The sequence below is a fragment of the Pseudomonas palmensis genome (assembly GCF_049942755.1).
Taxonomy (GTDB): domain Bacteria; phylum Pseudomonadota; class Gammaproteobacteria; order Pseudomonadales; family Pseudomonadaceae; genus Aquipseudomonas; species Aquipseudomonas palmensis.
This window is the reverse complement of record NZ_CP187958.1, coordinates 4,209,792-4,226,813: the sequence shown is the minus strand read 5'-3', so window position 1 is coordinate 4,226,813 and position 17,022 is coordinate 4,209,792. Positions and strand designations below refer to the sequence as shown.

General features: G+C 65.0%; 12 protein-coding genes. 8 read left to right on the top strand and 4 right to left on the bottom strand.

Annotated elements, in window-relative coordinates:
• Positions 1–13: 13 nt before the first annotated feature.
• From ACPRTJ_RS19600 to ACPRTJ_RS19565, 8 genes are read left to right on the top strand one after another with little or no spacing between them, the layout of a single operon-like run.
• Positions 14–1,330, top strand: coding sequence for a flavin-containing monooxygenase (locus ACPRTJ_RS19600; RefSeq protein WP_088515204.1), 1,317 nt, complete (start codon positions 14–16; stop codon positions 1,328–1,330).
• A gap of 28 nt (positions 1,331–1,358) precedes the next feature.
• Positions 1,359–4,895 (top strand): alpha/beta fold hydrolase, encoded by a 3,537-nt coding sequence (locus tag ACPRTJ_RS19595; RefSeq protein ID WP_210015254.1) that lies wholly within the window; start codon positions 1,359–1,361, stop codon positions 4,893–4,895.
• Entirely contained in the window at positions 4,892–6,382 is a 1,491-nt protein-coding gene (locus ACPRTJ_RS19590; protein WP_426427200.1) for a flavin-containing monooxygenase, read from the top strand. The genes ACPRTJ_RS19595 and ACPRTJ_RS19590 overlap by 4 nt, the downstream gene beginning before the upstream one ends.
• Entirely contained in the window at positions 6,370–9,030 is a 2,661-nt protein-coding gene (locus tag ACPRTJ_RS19585; RefSeq protein ID WP_426427199.1) for a beta-ketoacyl synthase N-terminal-like domain-containing protein, read from the top strand. The genes ACPRTJ_RS19590 and ACPRTJ_RS19585 overlap by 13 nt, the downstream gene beginning before the upstream one ends.
• Positions 9,027–10,844, top strand: coding sequence for an acyltransferase domain-containing protein (locus tag ACPRTJ_RS19580; protein WP_426427197.1), 1,818 nt, complete (start codon positions 9,027–9,029; stop codon positions 10,842–10,844). The genes ACPRTJ_RS19585 and ACPRTJ_RS19580 overlap by 4 nt, the downstream gene beginning before the upstream one ends.
• On the top strand, positions 10,841–11,104 hold the full coding sequence (locus ACPRTJ_RS19575) for an acyl carrier protein (RefSeq protein WP_043860793.1): 264 nt from the start codon (positions 10,841–10,843) through the stop codon (positions 11,102–11,104). Before ACPRTJ_RS19580 ends, ACPRTJ_RS19575 begins: the two co-directional genes overlap by 4 nt.
• Positions 11,097–12,827, top strand: a complete 1,731-nt coding sequence (locus ACPRTJ_RS19570) for a fatty acyl-AMP ligase (RefSeq protein ID WP_426427195.1) — start codon at positions 11,097–11,099, stop codon at positions 12,825–12,827. The genes ACPRTJ_RS19575 and ACPRTJ_RS19570 overlap by 8 nt, the downstream gene beginning before the upstream one ends.
• On the top strand, positions 12,814–13,611 hold the full coding sequence (locus tag ACPRTJ_RS19565; RefSeq protein ID WP_426427194.1) for a thioesterase II family protein: 798 nt from the start codon (positions 12,814–12,816) through the stop codon (positions 13,609–13,611). Before ACPRTJ_RS19570 ends, ACPRTJ_RS19565 begins: the two co-directional genes overlap by 14 nt.
• Here ACPRTJ_RS19565 and ACPRTJ_RS19560 read toward each other — a convergent pair.
• From ACPRTJ_RS19560 to ACPRTJ_RS19545, 4 genes are all read right to left on the bottom strand, one after another.
• The gene (locus tag ACPRTJ_RS19560; RefSeq protein ID WP_052504224.1) at positions 13,608–13,898 is read right to left on the bottom strand and encodes a DUF3077 domain-containing protein; all 291 of its coding nucleotides are present in this window, start codon (positions 13,896–13,898) and stop codon (positions 13,608–13,610) included. The genes ACPRTJ_RS19565 and ACPRTJ_RS19560 overlap by 4 nt on opposite strands.
• Positions 13,899–14,098: 200 nt before the next feature.
• Positions 14,099–14,326, bottom strand: a complete 228-nt coding sequence (locus ACPRTJ_RS19555) for a hypothetical protein (protein WP_426427193.1) — start codon at positions 14,324–14,326, stop codon at positions 14,099–14,101.
• A gap of 349 nt (positions 14,327–14,675) precedes the next feature.
• The gene (locus ACPRTJ_RS19550; protein ID WP_302100203.1) at positions 14,676–15,041 is read right to left on the bottom strand and encodes a DUF2388 domain-containing protein; all 366 of its coding nucleotides are present in this window, start codon (positions 15,039–15,041) and stop codon (positions 14,676–14,678) included.
• 270 nt (positions 15,042–15,311) lie between these two features.
• Positions 15,312–16,958: a DNA cytosine methyltransferase gene (locus tag ACPRTJ_RS19545; protein ID WP_426427192.1), complete on the bottom strand. Its 1,647-nt coding sequence runs from the start codon at positions 16,956–16,958 to the stop codon at positions 15,312–15,314.
• Positions 16,959–17,022 lie beyond the last annotated feature (64 nt).

Below are 17,022 nucleotides of genomic sequence, written 5' to 3'. Positions count from 1 at the left end.
AGGGAGTGATGCAATGCAGCAGCCGACTATCGCCATCATCGGCGCCGGGGCCAGTGGCCTGGGCGTGGCAAAGGCCCTCGGCGAAGTGGGCCTGGCCTTCGAGATCATCGAGGCCACCGCGCGTTTCGGCGGCAACTGGCAGCCCGACGGCCCGGCCTCGAAAATGTATGAAGCGGTGCACCTGATCAGCTCCAAGCGCAACACCCAGTTCGCCGACTTCCCGATGCCCGAGCACTACCCGGACTACCCGCGGCACACCCAGGTGTTCGACTACCTGACGCAACTGGCCGAGCATTGCCAGCTGCAGCAGCACACCCGCTTCAACACCCGCGTCACCCACATGCACAAGACCGCCGACGGCTGGCTGCTGAGCTTCGACGACGGGCGCCAGGCCCGCTACGAGGCGGTGGTGGTATGCAACGGCCTGCTCGGCACGCCCAAGGTGCCGCAGTACCCCGGCACCTTCAGCGGGCAGGCCCTGCATGCCAGCGCGTACCGCAGCTCGGCACAGTTTCGCGGCAAGCGCGTGCTGGTGGTGGGTGGCGGCAACTCCGGTTGCGACATTGCCGTGGACGCCGCGCAAACCGCCAGCCTGGCGCTGCACTCGACCCGGCGCGGCTACCACTACATGCCCAAGTTCATCGATGGCCAGCCGACCCAGGAATGGCTGATGGATCAGGCGCCGAAATTTGCCGACGAGGACGAATACTGGGCGCACGTGGAGCGCAGCTTCAAGTTCGCCGGCTACGACGGGCGCGACTATGGCCTGCCCGCACCGGACCACGGCATTCGCGAATGCCACCCCATTCTCAACTCGCAGATTCTCTACTACATCGGCCATGGCGATGTGCAGGCCAAGCCCGACATCAGCCATTTCGACGGCCAGCAGGTGCACTTTTGCGACGCCAGCGTAGCCACCATCGACCTGATCGTATGGGCCACCGGCTACGGCATCGACCTGCCGTTTCTGCCGCTGCAGACCTTCGACTGGCAGCGCGATTTCGACTCGCTGTTTTTGCGCATGCTGCCGGCCGAGCACGACGACCTGGTGTTCGTCGGCTACCTCAACACGCCGTCGGGCATCGGCAACCTGGCCAACATGACCGGGCGCTTCGTGGCCGCCTACCTGCAGGCCCGTGCCTTGCGCAGCCCGGCCTGGCACACCGTGCAGCAGATCAAGCGTCAGCCGCAGCTGCTCGACCTGGGCCAGCAGCGCTTCATGCAGACCCAGCGCCACGCCCACGAAGTGGACCTGTGGAAGTTCATCCGGGCCGTGAACTTTCTGACCGCGCGGCTGCAGCCCTCGCCACCCTTGGCGCGTAGCGCCTGACCATCGACGACACGCCGGGGAACCGACCATGAACCAACCGACCCACCTGCCCCTGACGGGCGACCCGGATGCCGGCGCGCTGAGTGCGCGCCAGGCGCTGCTGCTGCTCGACAGCCTGGATGCCGGCGCCGCGCCGCCGCTGGAGCAGCGCCTGCTGGAGGACCTGCGCGATCTGCTGCTGGGCGTGCTGAAGATCGACCCGGCGGACTTTTCGCCCACGCGTGCATTGATGGACTATGGCCTGGACTCCATCGCCTCCACCGAAATCGGCACGCTGTTCACCCAGCGCTTCGGCATCAGCGTGCCACCGACGGTGTTCTTCGAGTTCCAGAACCTGCAGAGTTTCTGCGGCTACCTGCTGGCCAACCATCACGGGCAGTTGCTCGAGCATTACGGTGACAGTGCGCCCTTGCCCGCCCCCGCACCGGTTGTGGCTGCGGCGCCACCGATGGCGCAGGTGGTTGCGCCCGTGGCTGCCGGCGCAGTGGCCACACCCGCTACGCAAGGCCCCTTGAGCATCGAGGCGCTGTGGCAACGCTATGAGCACCTCGCCCCCGCTGCCCCGGCGGTGGTCCAGGGCACGCGAGTGAGCAACGAGTACGAGCCCAGCCAGGCCCTGCTCGACGAACAGTTCAGCCTGTGCCAGCAGGCCACGCGGGTGCAGATCCACCGACCCGGCGCGCCGCGCCTGGAATGCGCGACCTATGGCAGCGGCACGCCGGTGCTGATGCTGGGCGGGCTGGTGATGCAGTACGACGTGATGTGGCGCCTGCAACTGCAGGCGCTGGGGCGCGGGCACCGGTTGATCATGCTGCACCTGCCCGGCTGCGGCGAGGCCGAGCTGCCGCCCGCGTTCGACATTGCGCACCTGGTGGCCGATATCGTGGTGCTGCTGGATCAGCTGGGTATCGACCAGCCGCTGCCGGTGATCGGCTATTCGTTCGGCGGCGTGCTGGCCCAGGCCTTTGCCCTGGCCCACCCGCACCGCTGCGCAGGGCTGTGCATCAGCGTCAGTTCGCCGTTCAGCGAAGGCGCGTCGAACTTCCCGGTACTGATGGGCGAGCTGCAGAAAAGCCCGCGCTTCATGACCCTCAACCGCGGCTGGAACATGGCAGCGCTGCCGGCCTACCAGCAGGTGATCGGCGACTTCGACCTGCGCCCGCAGTTGGGCAACCTGCACTGCCCGTGCAGGATCATCTGCGCCAGCGACGATGCCTATCAGCCGCCGGCCTACTCGGCGCTGATCGCCAACGCCGTGCCGCATGCCGAACTGATCGAGGTGCAGGGCGCCGGGCACCTGCTGGGCTTTACCCATCACCAACGCTACAACCAGTTGCTGCTGGAGTTCCTGCACAACCTGCCAACCCCCGAAGGCCCGGCCCGGCGCCCCGTGCCCCCGGTGTTTCAGCCGGCCACCGCGCACACCCTGCAGACGCTGGAAGACTACGTGCGCCAGGGCGAACAGGGCCACTGCGCGATCCTGTCGGCGCCCGCCGCGCAGACCGCCCTGCTGCTCAATCACCTGGCCAAGCGCGGCAAGCGCGAGCCTGCCGATTACCGCAGCTACTTCATGACTTCGCTGGAGGAAGCCTTGGATGCGGCCCTGCGCCTGGCCCGCCACCATGCACGCAACCGCACCCCCGACGGCCAGGGCGAACTGCTGCTGATCGACGACAGCGGCTACTGGGCGCGCTACTTCAACCCGCTGCAGCGCGCCGATGCCAGTGCGCTGGTACCCGGCATCCGGGTGGTGGCGAGCCTTGCCCAGGCGCTGGCCTACCAGCGCCAGCATGGGCCCGAGCAACTGGCGGCGGTGGCCTGCATCCAGGCCGCCGACGCCAACGCCGAGGCCTGCGATGCCTGGCTGCGCGAGCTGGCCGGCAGCGGCATTCTCAGCCTGGTGGTGGAGCCTGCCCGGCAGGCCGGGCACTGGCCGTTGCTGGCGTTGTGCGAAAGCCCCGACCTGATCGTGCTGGGCGAGGGCCTGAGCGGGTTCCAGGCGCCGCTGGGCGCCTGCCTGGTACATGAACGGGTGAAGAACCCGTGGCTGATGACGCCCAACGAAAGCTATGTGCGCCATGTGATGAGCAACTTCGGCCTGCCGTTCAAGCTGGCCTTCGAACACCTGATGGCGCAGTTCGCCGCCGGGCTGAGCGTGGATGAACAACGCGAACTGCGCCGCATCGCCAGCAGCAGCGAAGCGACCTACCAGGCGCACCTGTGCTACGGCAACCGCGGTTACGCGAAGATCGCCCGCATGCACGGCTTCGATGGGCGCTTCCACGAGGCTCGCGGGGTGCGCTCACGGCTGATGCACGATGGCGAACCCTCGCGGGAAATCATCGACTGCTTCGTCAACGTGGGCACCTGCCCGCGCGGCCTCAACCCGCTGGATGTGATCGAGCAGGTCGCGCGCCAGCACGACACCCGGCGCGACTACTGGGGCGAGCTGCAAGGCCTGCTGCAGCACAACACCGGCCTGCCGATGGCGCTGCCGGCCTCCAGCAACGTCACCGCCGTGGAGGCCGCGCTGACCCTCGGCCTGCTGGCGGCCAGGGGCGAACGTCACAAACTGCTGTGCTTGAGCGGCGGGCTGGGGTTCTCGATGCTCAGCGCCGCGGCCTCGCACACGCTGGGCTTCGATATCTTCCGCGCGCCGTTCGAGCCACTGCATGCGCATACAGTGTTCATCGACCCGCTGGCCGAAGACGCCGAGGCGCAGTTGCAGGGCCACCTGCTGAGCGGAGAAATCGCCCTGGTGTGGTTCGAGACGATCCAGGTCGATGCCAATGCCTCGCGCCCGGTGCCGCCCCACCTGATCGCGATGATCGAGCGCCATCGCGACGCCGGCGGCTACCTGGTGGGCATCGACGAAACCCAGACCAACCTGATGACCGGGCGCTTTCTGCACAGCCAGGCACAGGTGCCGCAGCCGGATATCGTGGCACTGGGCAGCGCGCTGTGCGACAGCCTGCTGCCGATGGGCGTGGTGCTGTGCAGCGAGGCCGTGACCCACGCGGGCGCCCAGCGACAACCGCAGCGCGTGGCCGACCTGCAGGGGCGCGGCATCAGCCAGCTGAGCGCGCACCTGGCGCTGAACTGCCTGCAGGCACTGGAGCGCGAGGGTGCGCTGGCCCATGCGCGAACGCAGGGGGAGTACTTCCACCAGCGCCTGCTGGAGCTGCAACGGGCGTTCCCGCTGATTCGCGCAGTGCGCGCCGAGGGCCTGCTGCTGACGGTGGAGCTGGAGCTGGCCGGCACCCCGGCGTTTGTCGAGCGCAGCTTCGGCTACCTGCTGTGGGGCAGCCTGCTGCGCGACCCCGAAGGCGGGGTGGCGGCAGCCGTGTGCCCGATCCACAACCACTGCCTGCGCTACCTGCCGCCGCTGAACATCGACCGCGACAGCATCGACCTGATGGTCGCCAACCTGCGCCGGGCCCTGGCCCGGGGCGTGGACGGCGTGCTGCAGGACTGCGCCGAACACAACCGGCACCTGGGCGATACGCGCACTGCGCAGTTTCTGTCGAGCCTCACCCACCCTAAAAAAAAAGGACCCAACCTGTGACTGAGCACACTCGCGTCAACTCGCCAAGCCACGCCGCACCGGGTGTGGCCGCCATTCGCCCGCTGACCGGGCCAGGCCCCAGGGTGTGCATCGTCGGCGCCGGGGTCGGCGGCCTGTCGATGGCCCGCGCGCTCAAGCGCAAGCACATTGCCTTCGACTGCTTCGACAAGCGCGACCGCATCGGCGGTATCTGGGCCTTCGACCACACGGGCGAGCACACCTCGGTGTGGCACAGCATGAACATGAACACGCCCAAGGGCCTGTACCAGTTCAGCGACTTCCCCATGCCGTCGCATTACCCGGACTTCCCCTCGCACCGCCAGGTGCATGCGTACCTGGACAGCTTCGTCGAGCACTTCGCGCTGCGCGACAGCATTCACCTGGAGTGCCCGGTGCAGCACACCGAGCGCCTGGCCGACGGCACCTGGCGGGTGACCCTGGGCTCGGGCGAAGTACGTCACTACGACGCGCTGGTGGTCGCCAACGGGCACCACAACACGCCCAACCTGCCGGACTACGCAGCCACTGCCCGGATCGACAGCATCCACTCCAAGCACTACCGCTATCGCCACCCCTACCAGGACAAGACCGTGATGGTGGTGGGCGTGGGCAACAGCGGCGCGCAGATTGCCGTGGACGTGAGCCACGATGCACGCATGACCTACCTGTCGCTGCGCCGTGGGGTGTACGTGCTGCCGCACTACCTGTTCGGCATTCGCGTGGACAAGGTGATGGGCCCACTCAACGACTGGTGGGTGAAGAAGCTTCTGCCCTACCCGCTGACCGGGCTGATGTTCACCGGCCTGTACAAGCTGCTGATCGCCAAGCGCAAGCAACTGGGCATGCCCAAGCCCGACCACCTGATGATGTCGAGCCTGCCGACGCTGTCGGAGAACTTCGCCAACCGCGTGGGCGACGGCAAGCTCAAGGTGGTGCCGCAGGTGCAGCGCATCGACGGCAACACCGTGCACTTCGTGGATGGCAGCAGCCTGGAAGTGGACGCGGTGATCTACGCCACGGGCTATCACACCGACTTCCCGTTCTTGCCCCAGAGCCTGTTGCAGATCGAGGAAAACCGCATTCCGCTGTACCAGCGGATCTTTTTGCCCGAGGTGCCGAACCTTGCCTTCATCGGCGTGTTCCAGGCCGTGACCTGGGGCTTTCTGGACATGATGGAGCGCCAGGCCGAGGTGGCCGCCGACTACTTTTCCGGTGCGTACCAGCGCCCCGGTGCCGAGGCCGAGCGCGCGCACATTGCCGCCGAGCGCAAGGTGATCGAGCGCGAGTTCCTGGCCACCCCACGCAACAACTACGAGATGCACGGCCCCACCTACCTGCACTACCTGGCCAAGGAGCTGCGCCAGGGCCGCGAGCGGGCCCAGGCCGGCAATCGCCAGAGCCCGTTGCTGAGCATCGCCCACACCTATGACGCCAGCAGCGCCGCACACCACGTCCAAGAGTGGGAGCCGGTCTCATGCCCGTCGTGACGCCGGTCGCCGTGGTCGGCATGAGCGCTCGCCTGCCGGGGGCGCCAGACCTGCGCGCGTTCTGGCAGCTGTTGCGCGAAGGCCGCGATGCGGTCGGCCAGGTGCCGGCCGAGCGCTGGAACTGGCGCGACCACGACAGCACGCTGAACCCCGGGGAAGAGACCACCTACTGCCAGCGCGGCGGCTTCATGCCCTGGGTCGACCGCTTCGACGGGCGCTTCTTCGGCATTCTGCCCCGCGAAGCGCAAGGCATGGACCCGCAGCAACGGCTGTTCTTGCAGGCGGCCTGGGCGGCGCTGGAAGATGCCGGCTATGCGCCAAGCCAGCTGGCCAAACGGCGGGTGGGGGTGTTCGTGGGCGTGGGCCATGCCGACTACCCCACGCTGATGCGCCGCGACGGCGTGCCCAGTGATGCCTGGCGCGGCACCGGCATTGCGCTGACAGCCATCGCCAACCGGGTGTCGTACTGCCTGGACCTGCACGGCCCCAGCGAGGCCATCGACACCGCCTGCTCCAGCTCGCTGGTGGCACTGCACCGTGCCCGGCAGGCACTGCAGGACGGTGAATGCGAGCTGGCGATCGTGGGCGGGGTCAACCTGCTGCTGGGGCCGGAGCTGTTCATCGCCTTCGGCAAGGCCGGCATGCTCAGCCATGCCGGACATTGCCAGACCTTCGCTGCCAGTGCCGACGGCTATGTGCGCGGCGAAGGGGTGGCCGCGCTGGTGCTTGCGCCGCTGGCGGCAGCCCAGGCCAACGGCGACTTCATCTACGGCCAGGTGTGCGCCAGCGCGCAGAACCACGGCGGCCGTGCCCACAGCTTTACCGCGCCCAACCCCAAGGCGCAGACCGAGGTGATCACCCGGGCCTGGCAGCAGAGCGGCCATTGCCCCAGCCAGGCGCGGATGATCGAGACCCACGGCACCGGCACGCCGCTGGGTGACCCGATTGAAATCAACGCGCTGAAGAACGCCCTGCCCATGACCGAGGCCGGCACGCCCATCGCACTGGGCGCGCTCAAGAGCCAGATCGGCCACCTGGAAGCCGCGGCCGGGATTGCCTCGGTGATCAAGAGCCTGCTGTGCCTGCAGCATCGCCAGGTGGTGGGCAACCTGCACCATGACGCGCTCAACCCGCAGATCGAGCTGGCGGGCAGCCCGTTCTATCTGCCCGATGCCACGCATTCCATGGGCGAACAGGATGCACCGCTGCTGGCCGGGGTGAGTGCGTTCGGGTTTGGCGGGGTGAATGCGCATGTGGTGCTCAAGGCTGCCGACAGGGGGAGCGACAGCCCTGGCGTGCCCGACGGCCAGGCGTATCTGGTGCTGCTGTCGGCCAAGGATGAAGACGGCCTGCGCGCCCGTGCGCGGCAGTTGCTGGCGGCCTTTGGCGAGCCCTTGCCCGATGCCGGCGGCGCGCTGCGCCAGGCGCTGGACGAACGTCTGCGCGACCTGCTGGGGCTGATGCCAGGCAACGGTGTGGCCACCCGGCTTGCCGAACTGAAGATGGACGCCGAGGATTTTGTAGGTTGCCTGGAGCAGGCGCTGGACGCCCTGCAACTGGACGTACCCATCGATGCATGGCGCGGTGCGGTAAGCCTTGAAGAGGTGGTCGAGCGGCTGGTGGGCGAAGCGGCGGTGCAGCCTGAAGAGGCGGCACGGCTGGAGAGCTTGAATGCGTTGCCGGGCGACCTGTCGGCCAGCCTTGCGGCCATCGCCCGCAGCCTGCAGGAGGGGCGCGATGCGATGGTGCGGCGGCTGGCGGTGGTGGTCGATAGTCGCGAGGCGTTGTTCGAACAGCTGCGGGCGTATCTGGGGTCGTCTGATTGCCCCTCGGATACCCGGTGGCACAGCGCTGATGGGCTGACCGCCAAACCGGCGCCGGAGGCAGGCAGTGGCCGGGCCGACCGTGCACTGCTCGAGCAATGGGCTGCGCATTGGGTGGCCGGCAAAGTACCGAGCCCAGGCTGGGCCACGCTGTATGGCGACGAACCGCGACCACACAAGTATCCCTTGCCGGCCTACCCTTGGCGGCTGGAGCGGGTGTGGTACAGCGCAGCCGTCGCAGCACCTGCGCCGGCCACGCCGGTACAGGCGTGGCTCGACTGCTGGGCGCCTGGCGCGGCGCTGCCGGGTTCATGCATGGCGCTGGCCGCCCTGGTGGGCCATGTGGCCCAGCCAAGCAGCGTGCTGCACTGGAACGATGTGTGTTTTGGCCCGCCGGTTGCCCTTGCGGCAAGCGACACGCTGCACTTTACCCGCGCCCCACGGCATTGGCAGGTGAGTGTGAACAGGCAGGTGCTGCTGCAGGTCGAGACCGCGGCTGCGGTTGCTGCCGCGCCGGTATTGCAGGCGTTGCCCGTCACGGCAGAGGGTGTGCGGGCGACACTGCCTCAGGGCCTGGACGGCTACCGGCTGTGGGCTGCGCTGTTGACCCACCTGAGCACGGCGGCGGGCACCAGCCTGCCCTATCGCATTCGCACGCTGACGCTTGATCCCCAGGCGTTGCGAGACGCGCGGCAGCTGATTGTCGAGCGCCAGGGCATGACCTTCGATGTGGCCCTGTGCACGGCCGATGGCCGCTGCGCACTGCGCCTGGCGGGCATGCAGATGCGCGCCTTCGACCTTGTGCGCCAGCAGGTGAGCGCATGAAGGCGTGGTTGTTCCAGGGCCAGGGCAGCCAGCGCAAGGGCATGGGCGCGGCGTTGTTCGCGCGTTTTCCGGCGCTGGTGGCCGAAGCCGATGCGGTGCTGGGTTACTCGATCGAGCGTCTGTGCCTGGAAGACCCCGAGCAGCAGTTGAACCTCACCACCTTCACCCAGCCGGCCATCTATGTGGTGTCGTGGCTTGGCTACCTGGCGGCACGTGAGGATGGCGCCGTTGCCAGCGTTGCGGCCGGGCACAGCGTGGGTGAGTACGCGGCGCTGACCGCTGCCGGCGCGCTGGACTTCAGCCTGGGCCTGCGCATCGTCATCGAGCGGGCGCGGTTGATGGCCCAGGTGCAGGGCGGCGGGCTGGTGGCGGTGCTGGGCCAGGATCGGCAGCGGGTTCAGGCACTGCTGGACGAACGGCCGGATGCAGGCCTGGCCATCGCCAATATCAACAGCCCCACACAGATCATCGTAGGGGGCACGCTGGCAGCCCTTGAACAGTTGCTGGAGCACTGCACAGCGCGGGGGATTCGGGCCATTGCGCTGAAGGTGAGCGGGCCCTTCCATACCGCGCACATGGCCGCTGTGGAGCAACCGTTTCGGGACTTTCTGCAACGCATGAGCGGAGCGTTTCGCGAACCGGCATTCCCGGTGATCGCCAACGTGCACGCGCGCCCGCATACCCGCGACGGGCTGGTGGAGGCACTGTCCACACACCTGACCCACCCGGTGCAATGGCAGCAGGTGATCGAGCGGATGCTGGCCGAGGGCGTCGAGGATTTTGTCGAGATCGGCCAGCCTGCGATTCTGGGTGGGATGCTCAAGGCTATTCGTGAGCAGCCTGCCGTTGAGCGGTCGAATGCCCCTGCGCGCCCTGTGCTGGTGATTGCGCCTGACGCCCCCGCGCTGCTGAGCGAACTGGCACGCCACGGGGCCATGGGGCTGATCGACAGTCACGGCCTGGACCAAAAACAGTTGAAGGCCCGTGTGCTGCGCCTGAATGCCGAGCCGCAGGTGGGCGGCCGTTTCGGTATCCGCCTGCATGGCCGCGCTGATCCGGCACTGATTGATTGGCTGGCGGACCAGACACTGACCTGCATCGAGGTGCCGGCCCACTGGCAGCCCCTGCGTGAGCGCTGCCCTGGGGTGCGTTGGCAGGTGCGGGTCGAGTGCATCGATGAGCTGGAGGCTGACGCCGATGCGCTGGTGATTGCTGCCGATACACACCTGCCCCTGCTGCTGGCAGCGCTGGCCCGGCGCAAGCCTTGCGGGCCGAAGATCGGCGCCAGCGGCCTGATCGGCAGCCCTGCCAGCGCCCAGGCGATGTTCGATATGGGGGTGGATTTCGTGGTGTGCGGCAGCGTGTTTCTGCTGGGCAGCGAGGCCGGCCTGCCCGTCGAGCGTCAGCAGCAGCTTGCCGGCATGACACAGGCCGAGCATCGCCCGTTGACGGACTGGCGCTACCCCGAGTTCGCCAGCCGCACGCCCGGCTATGTGCTCGACAGGTTGCGCAACGAACAGGCCGAGGCGATGCAGGCCTTCTACCTCAGCGACAGCGGCGGCGATCAGGCCGCCCTGCGCGACCGCCTTGGCGACGCTGCCAACCCCGCGACCCAAGCCACCTGCGCACGCCGCGCACTGCAGGCCCACATGCTCGCCGGCCTCAACCAATGGCAACAGCCGGGCGATGCCTCGCTGTGGCTGTTCAATCACTGGCGCCAGCGCTGCCGGCCCGAGCTGCCCATTCCCATGCCCACGGAGCAATTGCTCAACCTGCTCTGCCCTCCCCTCTGCCCTTCAAGGACAACGCCATGACCCTGGTCGAGACGCTGCAAACGCGCATCAGCGAATTCATCTGCTGTGAAATGGACCTGCCACCCGAGGACATCGACCTGGATACGCCCCTGGGTGCGTTCGGGCTCGGCTCGCTGGCGGGCATGAAACTGATCGGCAGCCTGGAGCAGCAGTTTGGCTTGCGCCTGTCGCCGACCCTGGTGTTCGAGCACCCGACCATCGCCGAATTGGCCCTCGCCATCGCGGCGATTGCCGCCCGTGGGGAGGCCGCGCATGTTTGACAAGAGCTGCCTGAGCCCACAGGAACTGGCCAGTGCCACCGGCCTGCTGGCGGTGCACGATAGCCTGGCGCTGCGCGCCTGGGTGCACCCGCACAAGGTGCTGTTCACCCTGCTCGACGACCAGGGGGAAGAACAGCAGCAGGTCAGCTACCAGCAGTTGCTGGGGCGGGCCAACGCCATCGCCCGCCAGTTGCAGGCCGTGAGTGAGCCGGGTGATCGCGTGGCGCTGTTCTTCCCGCAGGGCCTGGACTTTATCGCAAGCTTTCTGGCCTGCCTGATCGCCGACCGCATCGCCGTCCCCGTCAACCTGCCGAACCGGCGCCGGGTGGAGCGTTGCCTGAGCATTCTGCATGACAGCGGCAGCTGCCTGCTGCTGGTGGCCGCAAGCGAACAGGCAATGCTGCAGCAGGCATTTGCCGGCACCCCGGCGGCGGCGCTGGCGATGCTGAGCCCTACTGACGATTGCGACGCACCGTTGACGTTCGCCCGGCCTGCGGAGCGTGACCCACAGCGCGTCGCCTTCTTGCAGTACACCTCCGGCTCCACCTCGGCGCCCAAGGGCGTGAGGGTGAGCCACGCCAACATCACTGCCAACCTGCGCATGATGCGCGACAGCTGGGCGCTGGACCACACCAGCGACTTCGTCACCTGGCAGCCGCACCACCATGACATGGGCCTGATACTCGGGCAGCTGCTGCCCATCGTGTTGGGCAACCACACGGTGATCATGGCGCCGGCGACCTTCGTGCGTCAGCCGCTGATCTGGCTGCAGGCCATTGCGCGGTACAAGGTGCGGTTGGCCGGGGGGCCGAACTTTGCCTACAACCTGGCGGTGGAGCGTTACGACGCCGAACGCCTGCAGGGCCTGGACCTGTCCCACTGGACCCACGCCCTCAACGGCGCCGACGTGGTACGCCCGGCAAGCCTTGCGCGCTTTGCGCAGCAGTATGCGGGGCATGGCTTCAGGGCCAGCGCGTTTGTGCCGTGCTATGGGCTGGCGGAGGCAACGCTGTTCGTGAGCGGCGGGCCGCAGGGGCGGCCGGTGTGCTCGGTGGTGGTGCCCGTGGATGCGGGGGCATCGCAGGAGCTGGTGGGGTGTGGCGAGCCTTCGTGGGAGGTGGAAATCGCAATCGTCGACCCGGCCAGCCGACAGCGCTGCACGCCTGGGCACATCGGCGAAATCTGGCTACGCGGGCCGAGCATTGCACAGGGCTATTGGCAGAACCCGGCGGCGACCGAGGCGGGTTTCAAAGCGCGGATCGACGATGGCAGCCCCCTGGATTACCTGCGCACCGGCGACCTGGGTTTTGTCGGCCCCGACGACCGCCAGCTGTACGTGTGTGGTCGGCTCAAGGACCTGATCATCTGCGAGGGCCGCAACCTGCACCCCGAAGACATCGAGTACACCGTGATCGAAGCCCTGGACGAGGTGCGCCCGCAGAGTTGCGCGGTGTTCAGCCACGACAACGAGCAGCAGCGCCAGACCCTGGTGGCGGCCATCGAACTGAACCGCGAGATCAAGCGCTGGCTTCAGGACAACCCGCGTCAGCTCAAGGCGGTGGTACGCAGCGCAGTGGTGGACCAGCACGGCATCACCCTCAACCGCATCGTGTTCGTGCAGCCCACCAGCATGCACAAGACCACCAGCGGCAAGATCCAGCGCGCGAAGATGCGCCAGCTGTACCTGGCGAGCGAGCTGGACCTGTTCGATGAAACCCGCTGAGCCGCTGGTGCAGTGGCTGGCAGACGCCGAAGCGCCGGTCAGCCTGGTCTGCTTTCACTGCGCAGGCGGCAGCGCGCAGAGCTTCTTTGCGTGGAAGCAGGCGGCGGCTGGGGTGTGCGAGTTGTACGCCGTGGAACTGCCGGGGCGCAGCCGACGCTTGCGCGAGCCGTTCGCCCGCTCGGTAACGGAGGTGGCCGCGGCGTTTGCCGAGCAGTGCCAGGCGTTGCCCGACAAGCCGCTGGTGCTGTTCGGGCACAGCCTGGGCGCCCTGCTCGCCTACGAGACTGCGCGGGTGTTGCTGGCGCAGGGGGTGCGCAAGCCCGTGCACCTGCTGGTGTCTTCTCGCCAGAGCCCGGACTGGCTGCCCGTGTGCGCTGGCCTGCCAGCACTCAATGACCAGGCCTTGCGCGATTACCTGGCGAACCTTGCCGGCACGCCACGGGAGGTGCTGGCGAACCAGGCGATGATGGACCTGGCGGTGCCGATACTGCAGGCCGACCTGGAGTTGATTCTGGGGTATCGCCACACGCATGTGCGCGGCCTGGACATCCCGGTGGATGCGTTTGGCGGTATGGGTGACGAGCAGGTGCGTTTTGAATCGCTGGCTTGTTGGCAGCGCGTGACCGAGGGTGGTTTCAGCTTGCGCATGATCGAGGGCGGGCACTTTGCGGTGATGCAGCAGCCGCAGGTGGTGATGGCGCGGGTGCGGGTGATCGGTGACGGCCTTGCAGCGACCGAGGGGCAGCATCGGCGCCCTCGCCCGCTGCTATGCGGAGGTGACTAGTCGGTGAGCATGGCGTGAGCCACGTCCTCGACCAGGGCTTTTGACATGCCGCTGAGGCAGTGTGCGGCCCAGATCAGCGAGGCGTCCTGTTGGGTGCCGGCTTGCAGGGTGAGCTTGTACACGCAGCTCATCAGCGCGGCGGCTTGCTCCAGCGCGAACTGCGCATTGTGGCCGGGTTGCACGCGGAACAGCCGGTCGGCGTTGGAGGCTGCTTCGCCTTCGCCGAAGGTGCCGACGCCGATGGTTTTGACCGCGTTTGTGGCGGGTGCAATCGAATCCTTGTCCATCCAAAATGCTCCTGCAGCGTTGCCAATTTCAGGAGGTGTGGGGGCTCTACAGGCGCCGCATAACCTTGTAGGAGCTGGCCTTGCCAGCGAATGCAGACACCGCCGTAGCCGAATGCACACCACAAAACCCTGTAGGAGCGGGCTTGACCCGCGAACGACCGCAACACGGTCGCATAGCACCCAAGCCCCCTACTACCCCATCAGTGAACAGCCTGAACCCGGCTCAACGCCACCTCCACCAACCCCCGCGCGTGCTCTATCTCATGCACGGCCGCCAGGCTGAGCATCTGCTGGGGGGCTTGGGAATGAAGTAGCACCGCGTGCTGCGACACGGTCTGTGCGCAGAGCAGGTATTCGGAGAGTTGGATGAGGATGTCTTCGAGGGTCTGGGAGGTGTGGTGGGGTGGGTCTGGGACGATTTTGAGCATGATGAACCTCTAGAGTCGATGAGGCTGCTACAGACCTGCTGTCAAACAAGAAGGTGGCAGCGGTACGCGGGTTGACAGACCGAGGACTCTAGAACTCGGCGCACACGAGTGTGCCCCACGTACAGCCGCCATAAAGGGTGCACGTGCGCCAAGAGTCAGGGACGGCCTGTCAAAGCCGGTCGTTGATGAGCAACGACGCTGAGGAGACTAGAGCGCTGACAGGGCCGGCGCAATGGCTGGCGTGCGGCGGGAGTATGATTGGGAAAGAGACTACAGGGAATAGGGAAAGGCTGAGGTTTGGATGTAACGGATTGCAAATCCGTTGTGAGAAATGCGCTTTAGCAGGACTTTAGTTCGCTGGTTGATAGGCCAGGATCGCCCTCGCCAGTTGCATCTCGTCCTCAGTAATTACCGTGCTTGCGGGCCGCAGCGCTGACAAGGCAGCTTGCAGCTCCACGCCCAGAATGGCGCCGTCGCTTGCCACGTAGGCCGCCGCGTCATTGCGGGCGTCTACGATTTTTTTATCCTGGTTTTTGCTGCTATTACGGCTGCTGGCTTCCGCGTCCTCGGTCAGGGTCACGGGAAACAGCGTCACGGCCAGAGACGAGGTAACGATTACTCCGAGGAACGTGGGTTCTACGGCGCGGCCATCCCCCGCCAAGGCGGGCAGAGAGCAGGAAAAACCGAGCACTATTGCCGCTAGTAAATGACGCACTTAGTCGCTCCATGCGGTAGACCGATCACCCAAAGCAAAACATACAAGCCATTTGACGTATATTTCCCGACCAATTCGACCATCCGGAAAAGAGCGATACCATCGTGCCCAGTAAGTTTTTAGTCTTCGCAAATTCAATATTAACCGGGTCATAATTATAAAGCTCTTACGCATGTATAGTGCGTTCGGCTGACTCAGCTATATTTTTATCCAATGTACAATCGGCCGCTTGATCAGGTGCTAAAGTGCTGCATCCTGCGCAGCTCGGATCTACATATTATCTCGACTTTCGGCAGCCCGCCGACATACTAAGTCATACACGATTTTAGCGATCTTGTTGGCCAGTAAAGGCGGTACTGCATTACCCACTTGGTGGTACTGCTGGGTTCGATTTCCTTCGAAATAGTAGTTGTCCGGAAATGTCTGAAGTCGCGCGGCTTCGCGAACAGTCAGGCTACGACATTGCGCTGGGTCGTAATGAATAAAGTAGTGCCCATCTTTTGAGATATGGCTGGTGATAGTAGTTGCCGGTAACTCGGCAAGCTGTACCCTGAAGCGGTCACTGAATTTACCACTTTCCCAATTTTTGTGAGCGGGAGCGAGGCCAGGAAGTGAGAATTGTTGATGGCCTTTGGGTGAATATTTATTATGCTCAGCAAACGTACTTGCAAAAGCGTATCGCCGAAGATCCGACTGCATATGACCACGGGAATTATGACTCATCCAATATTTGATATTGGGGTCCTGATACCAAGCATCTAGCGATTGGATACCGGTACTACCTTCACCTTGCTGCTTTAGAACTCGCTCACTACCTGAGCTGCTTGGCGCATCGAAAAGTGCATTTCGAGTAGCTCGCAGGGGTTCAATGAGTTCGCCATCTTCGAGCTCTGCGCAACGCAGCAAATCATCCACTTCATCGGCAACGGTTCGATACCATTCTTCCCGAGAATCCGACCGCCGTGAAAGTTTGCTTCTAAGTTTTGGCAGCCCACCAATAGCTTGCCTGACCGACACGGGGTCCACTGTATGCAAGAGCTCATGAGTCGGAACATTACCCTGCTCATCGACCGCTATTCCCAAAAGAATCACACGATGACGAGCTTGCGGAATTCCGTACTTTTCAGCCTCGATGATGAAGGACTTTGGGTTAACTCCATCTATACTATCTGAAGAACTGAACGATTCCTCGGAGACCAAAGAGCAAATCTTGTATTTCTGCCCACCTTCTACCCCATCCAATGCTTTGGTAGGATCAACCAAATCATTCAAGATCTGCGAAAAAATCCCCTTACCCCCGACCTTGGAAGACAAGATCCCTTTAACGTTTTCCATGACAAAAACAGTGGGGCAGTAATCCTTGATGATGCGAAGATAATCTTTGTAAAGAAAATGACGATGATCATTCTCAGGTACGTAACCCTGCTTGGCTTGGTTTCTGGCTCTACCAACGATCGAGTACGCTTGGCATGGAGGGCCACCAATCAGGACCCACGGGCGACCATCCTTAATCAATCTGGCTTTGATGAGTTCATTCAGCTCCTCGTCACCCTCTATCGAACCCAAGGTTATCTGCCTTGCCTCCTCCTCGGCCCGGTTCCAGAATTCTGCTGTTTCTGGACTACTGGGCGTTGTTGCCTCTCCATTGCAGTACCGATAATAATCCTGCAGACCGTCTCGGTACTCGCGCTTGAGCAAACGGTAGAAAGCACGGAGTCTGAGCGTTCTTCTCGCGACAGGATCCATTTCGGCAGAAACGATGATATCGAAGTGCTTGCCATCACCGGAGGATGAAAAACCTTCACCCATCCCGCCAGGACCTGCGAAAAGGTCAACGATCTGGATAGCGCCCTCAACTGCAGCAGCTGGCTCGGCGATCACCTTCGGCGGAAAAAGGAGGTTCTGGTAATGGGTCATGGGCATCATTTTTCAAGAATCAGGAATGGCAACAGCGTACGCAGCCGAGCCGCGATACTCTACC

Excerpts from the sequence above, each read along its gene's own strand:
- ACPRTJ_RS19600 (WP_088515204.1), top strand. The coding sequence starts at position 14 with ATGCAGCAGCCGACTATCGCCATCATCGGCGCCGGGGCCAGTGGCCTG.
- ACPRTJ_RS19595 (WP_210015254.1), top strand. The coding sequence starts at position 1,359 with ATGAACCAACCGACCCACCTGCCCCTGACGGGCGACCCGGATGCCGGC.
- ACPRTJ_RS19585 (WP_426427199.1), top strand. The coding sequence starts at position 6,370 with ATGCCCGTCGTGACGCCGGTCGCCGTGGTCGGCATGAGCGCTCGCCTG.
- ACPRTJ_RS19580 (WP_426427197.1), top strand. The coding sequence starts at position 9,027 with ATGAAGGCGTGGTTGTTCCAGGGCCAGGGCAGCCAGCGCAAGGGCATG.
- ACPRTJ_RS19575 (WP_043860793.1), top strand. The coding sequence starts at position 10,841 with ATGACCCTGGTCGAGACGCTGCAAACGCGCATCAGCGAATTCATCTGC.
- ACPRTJ_RS19570 (WP_426427195.1), top strand. The coding sequence starts at position 11,097 with ATGTTTGACAAGAGCTGCCTGAGCCCACAGGAACTGGCCAGTGCCACC.
- ACPRTJ_RS19565 (WP_426427194.1), top strand. The coding sequence starts at position 12,814 with ATGAAACCCGCTGAGCCGCTGGTGCAGTGGCTGGCAGACGCCGAAGCG.
- ACPRTJ_RS19560 (WP_052504224.1), bottom strand. The coding sequence starts at position 13,898 with ATGGACAAGGATTCGATTGCACCCGCCACAAACGCGGTCAAAACCATC.
- ACPRTJ_RS19555 (WP_426427193.1), bottom strand. The coding sequence starts at position 14,326 with ATGCTCAAAATCGTCCCAGACCCACCCCACCACACCTCCCAGACCCTC.
- ACPRTJ_RS19545 (WP_426427192.1), bottom strand. The coding sequence starts at position 16,958 with ATGACCCATTACCAGAACCTCCTTTTTCCGCCGAAGGTGATCGCCGAG.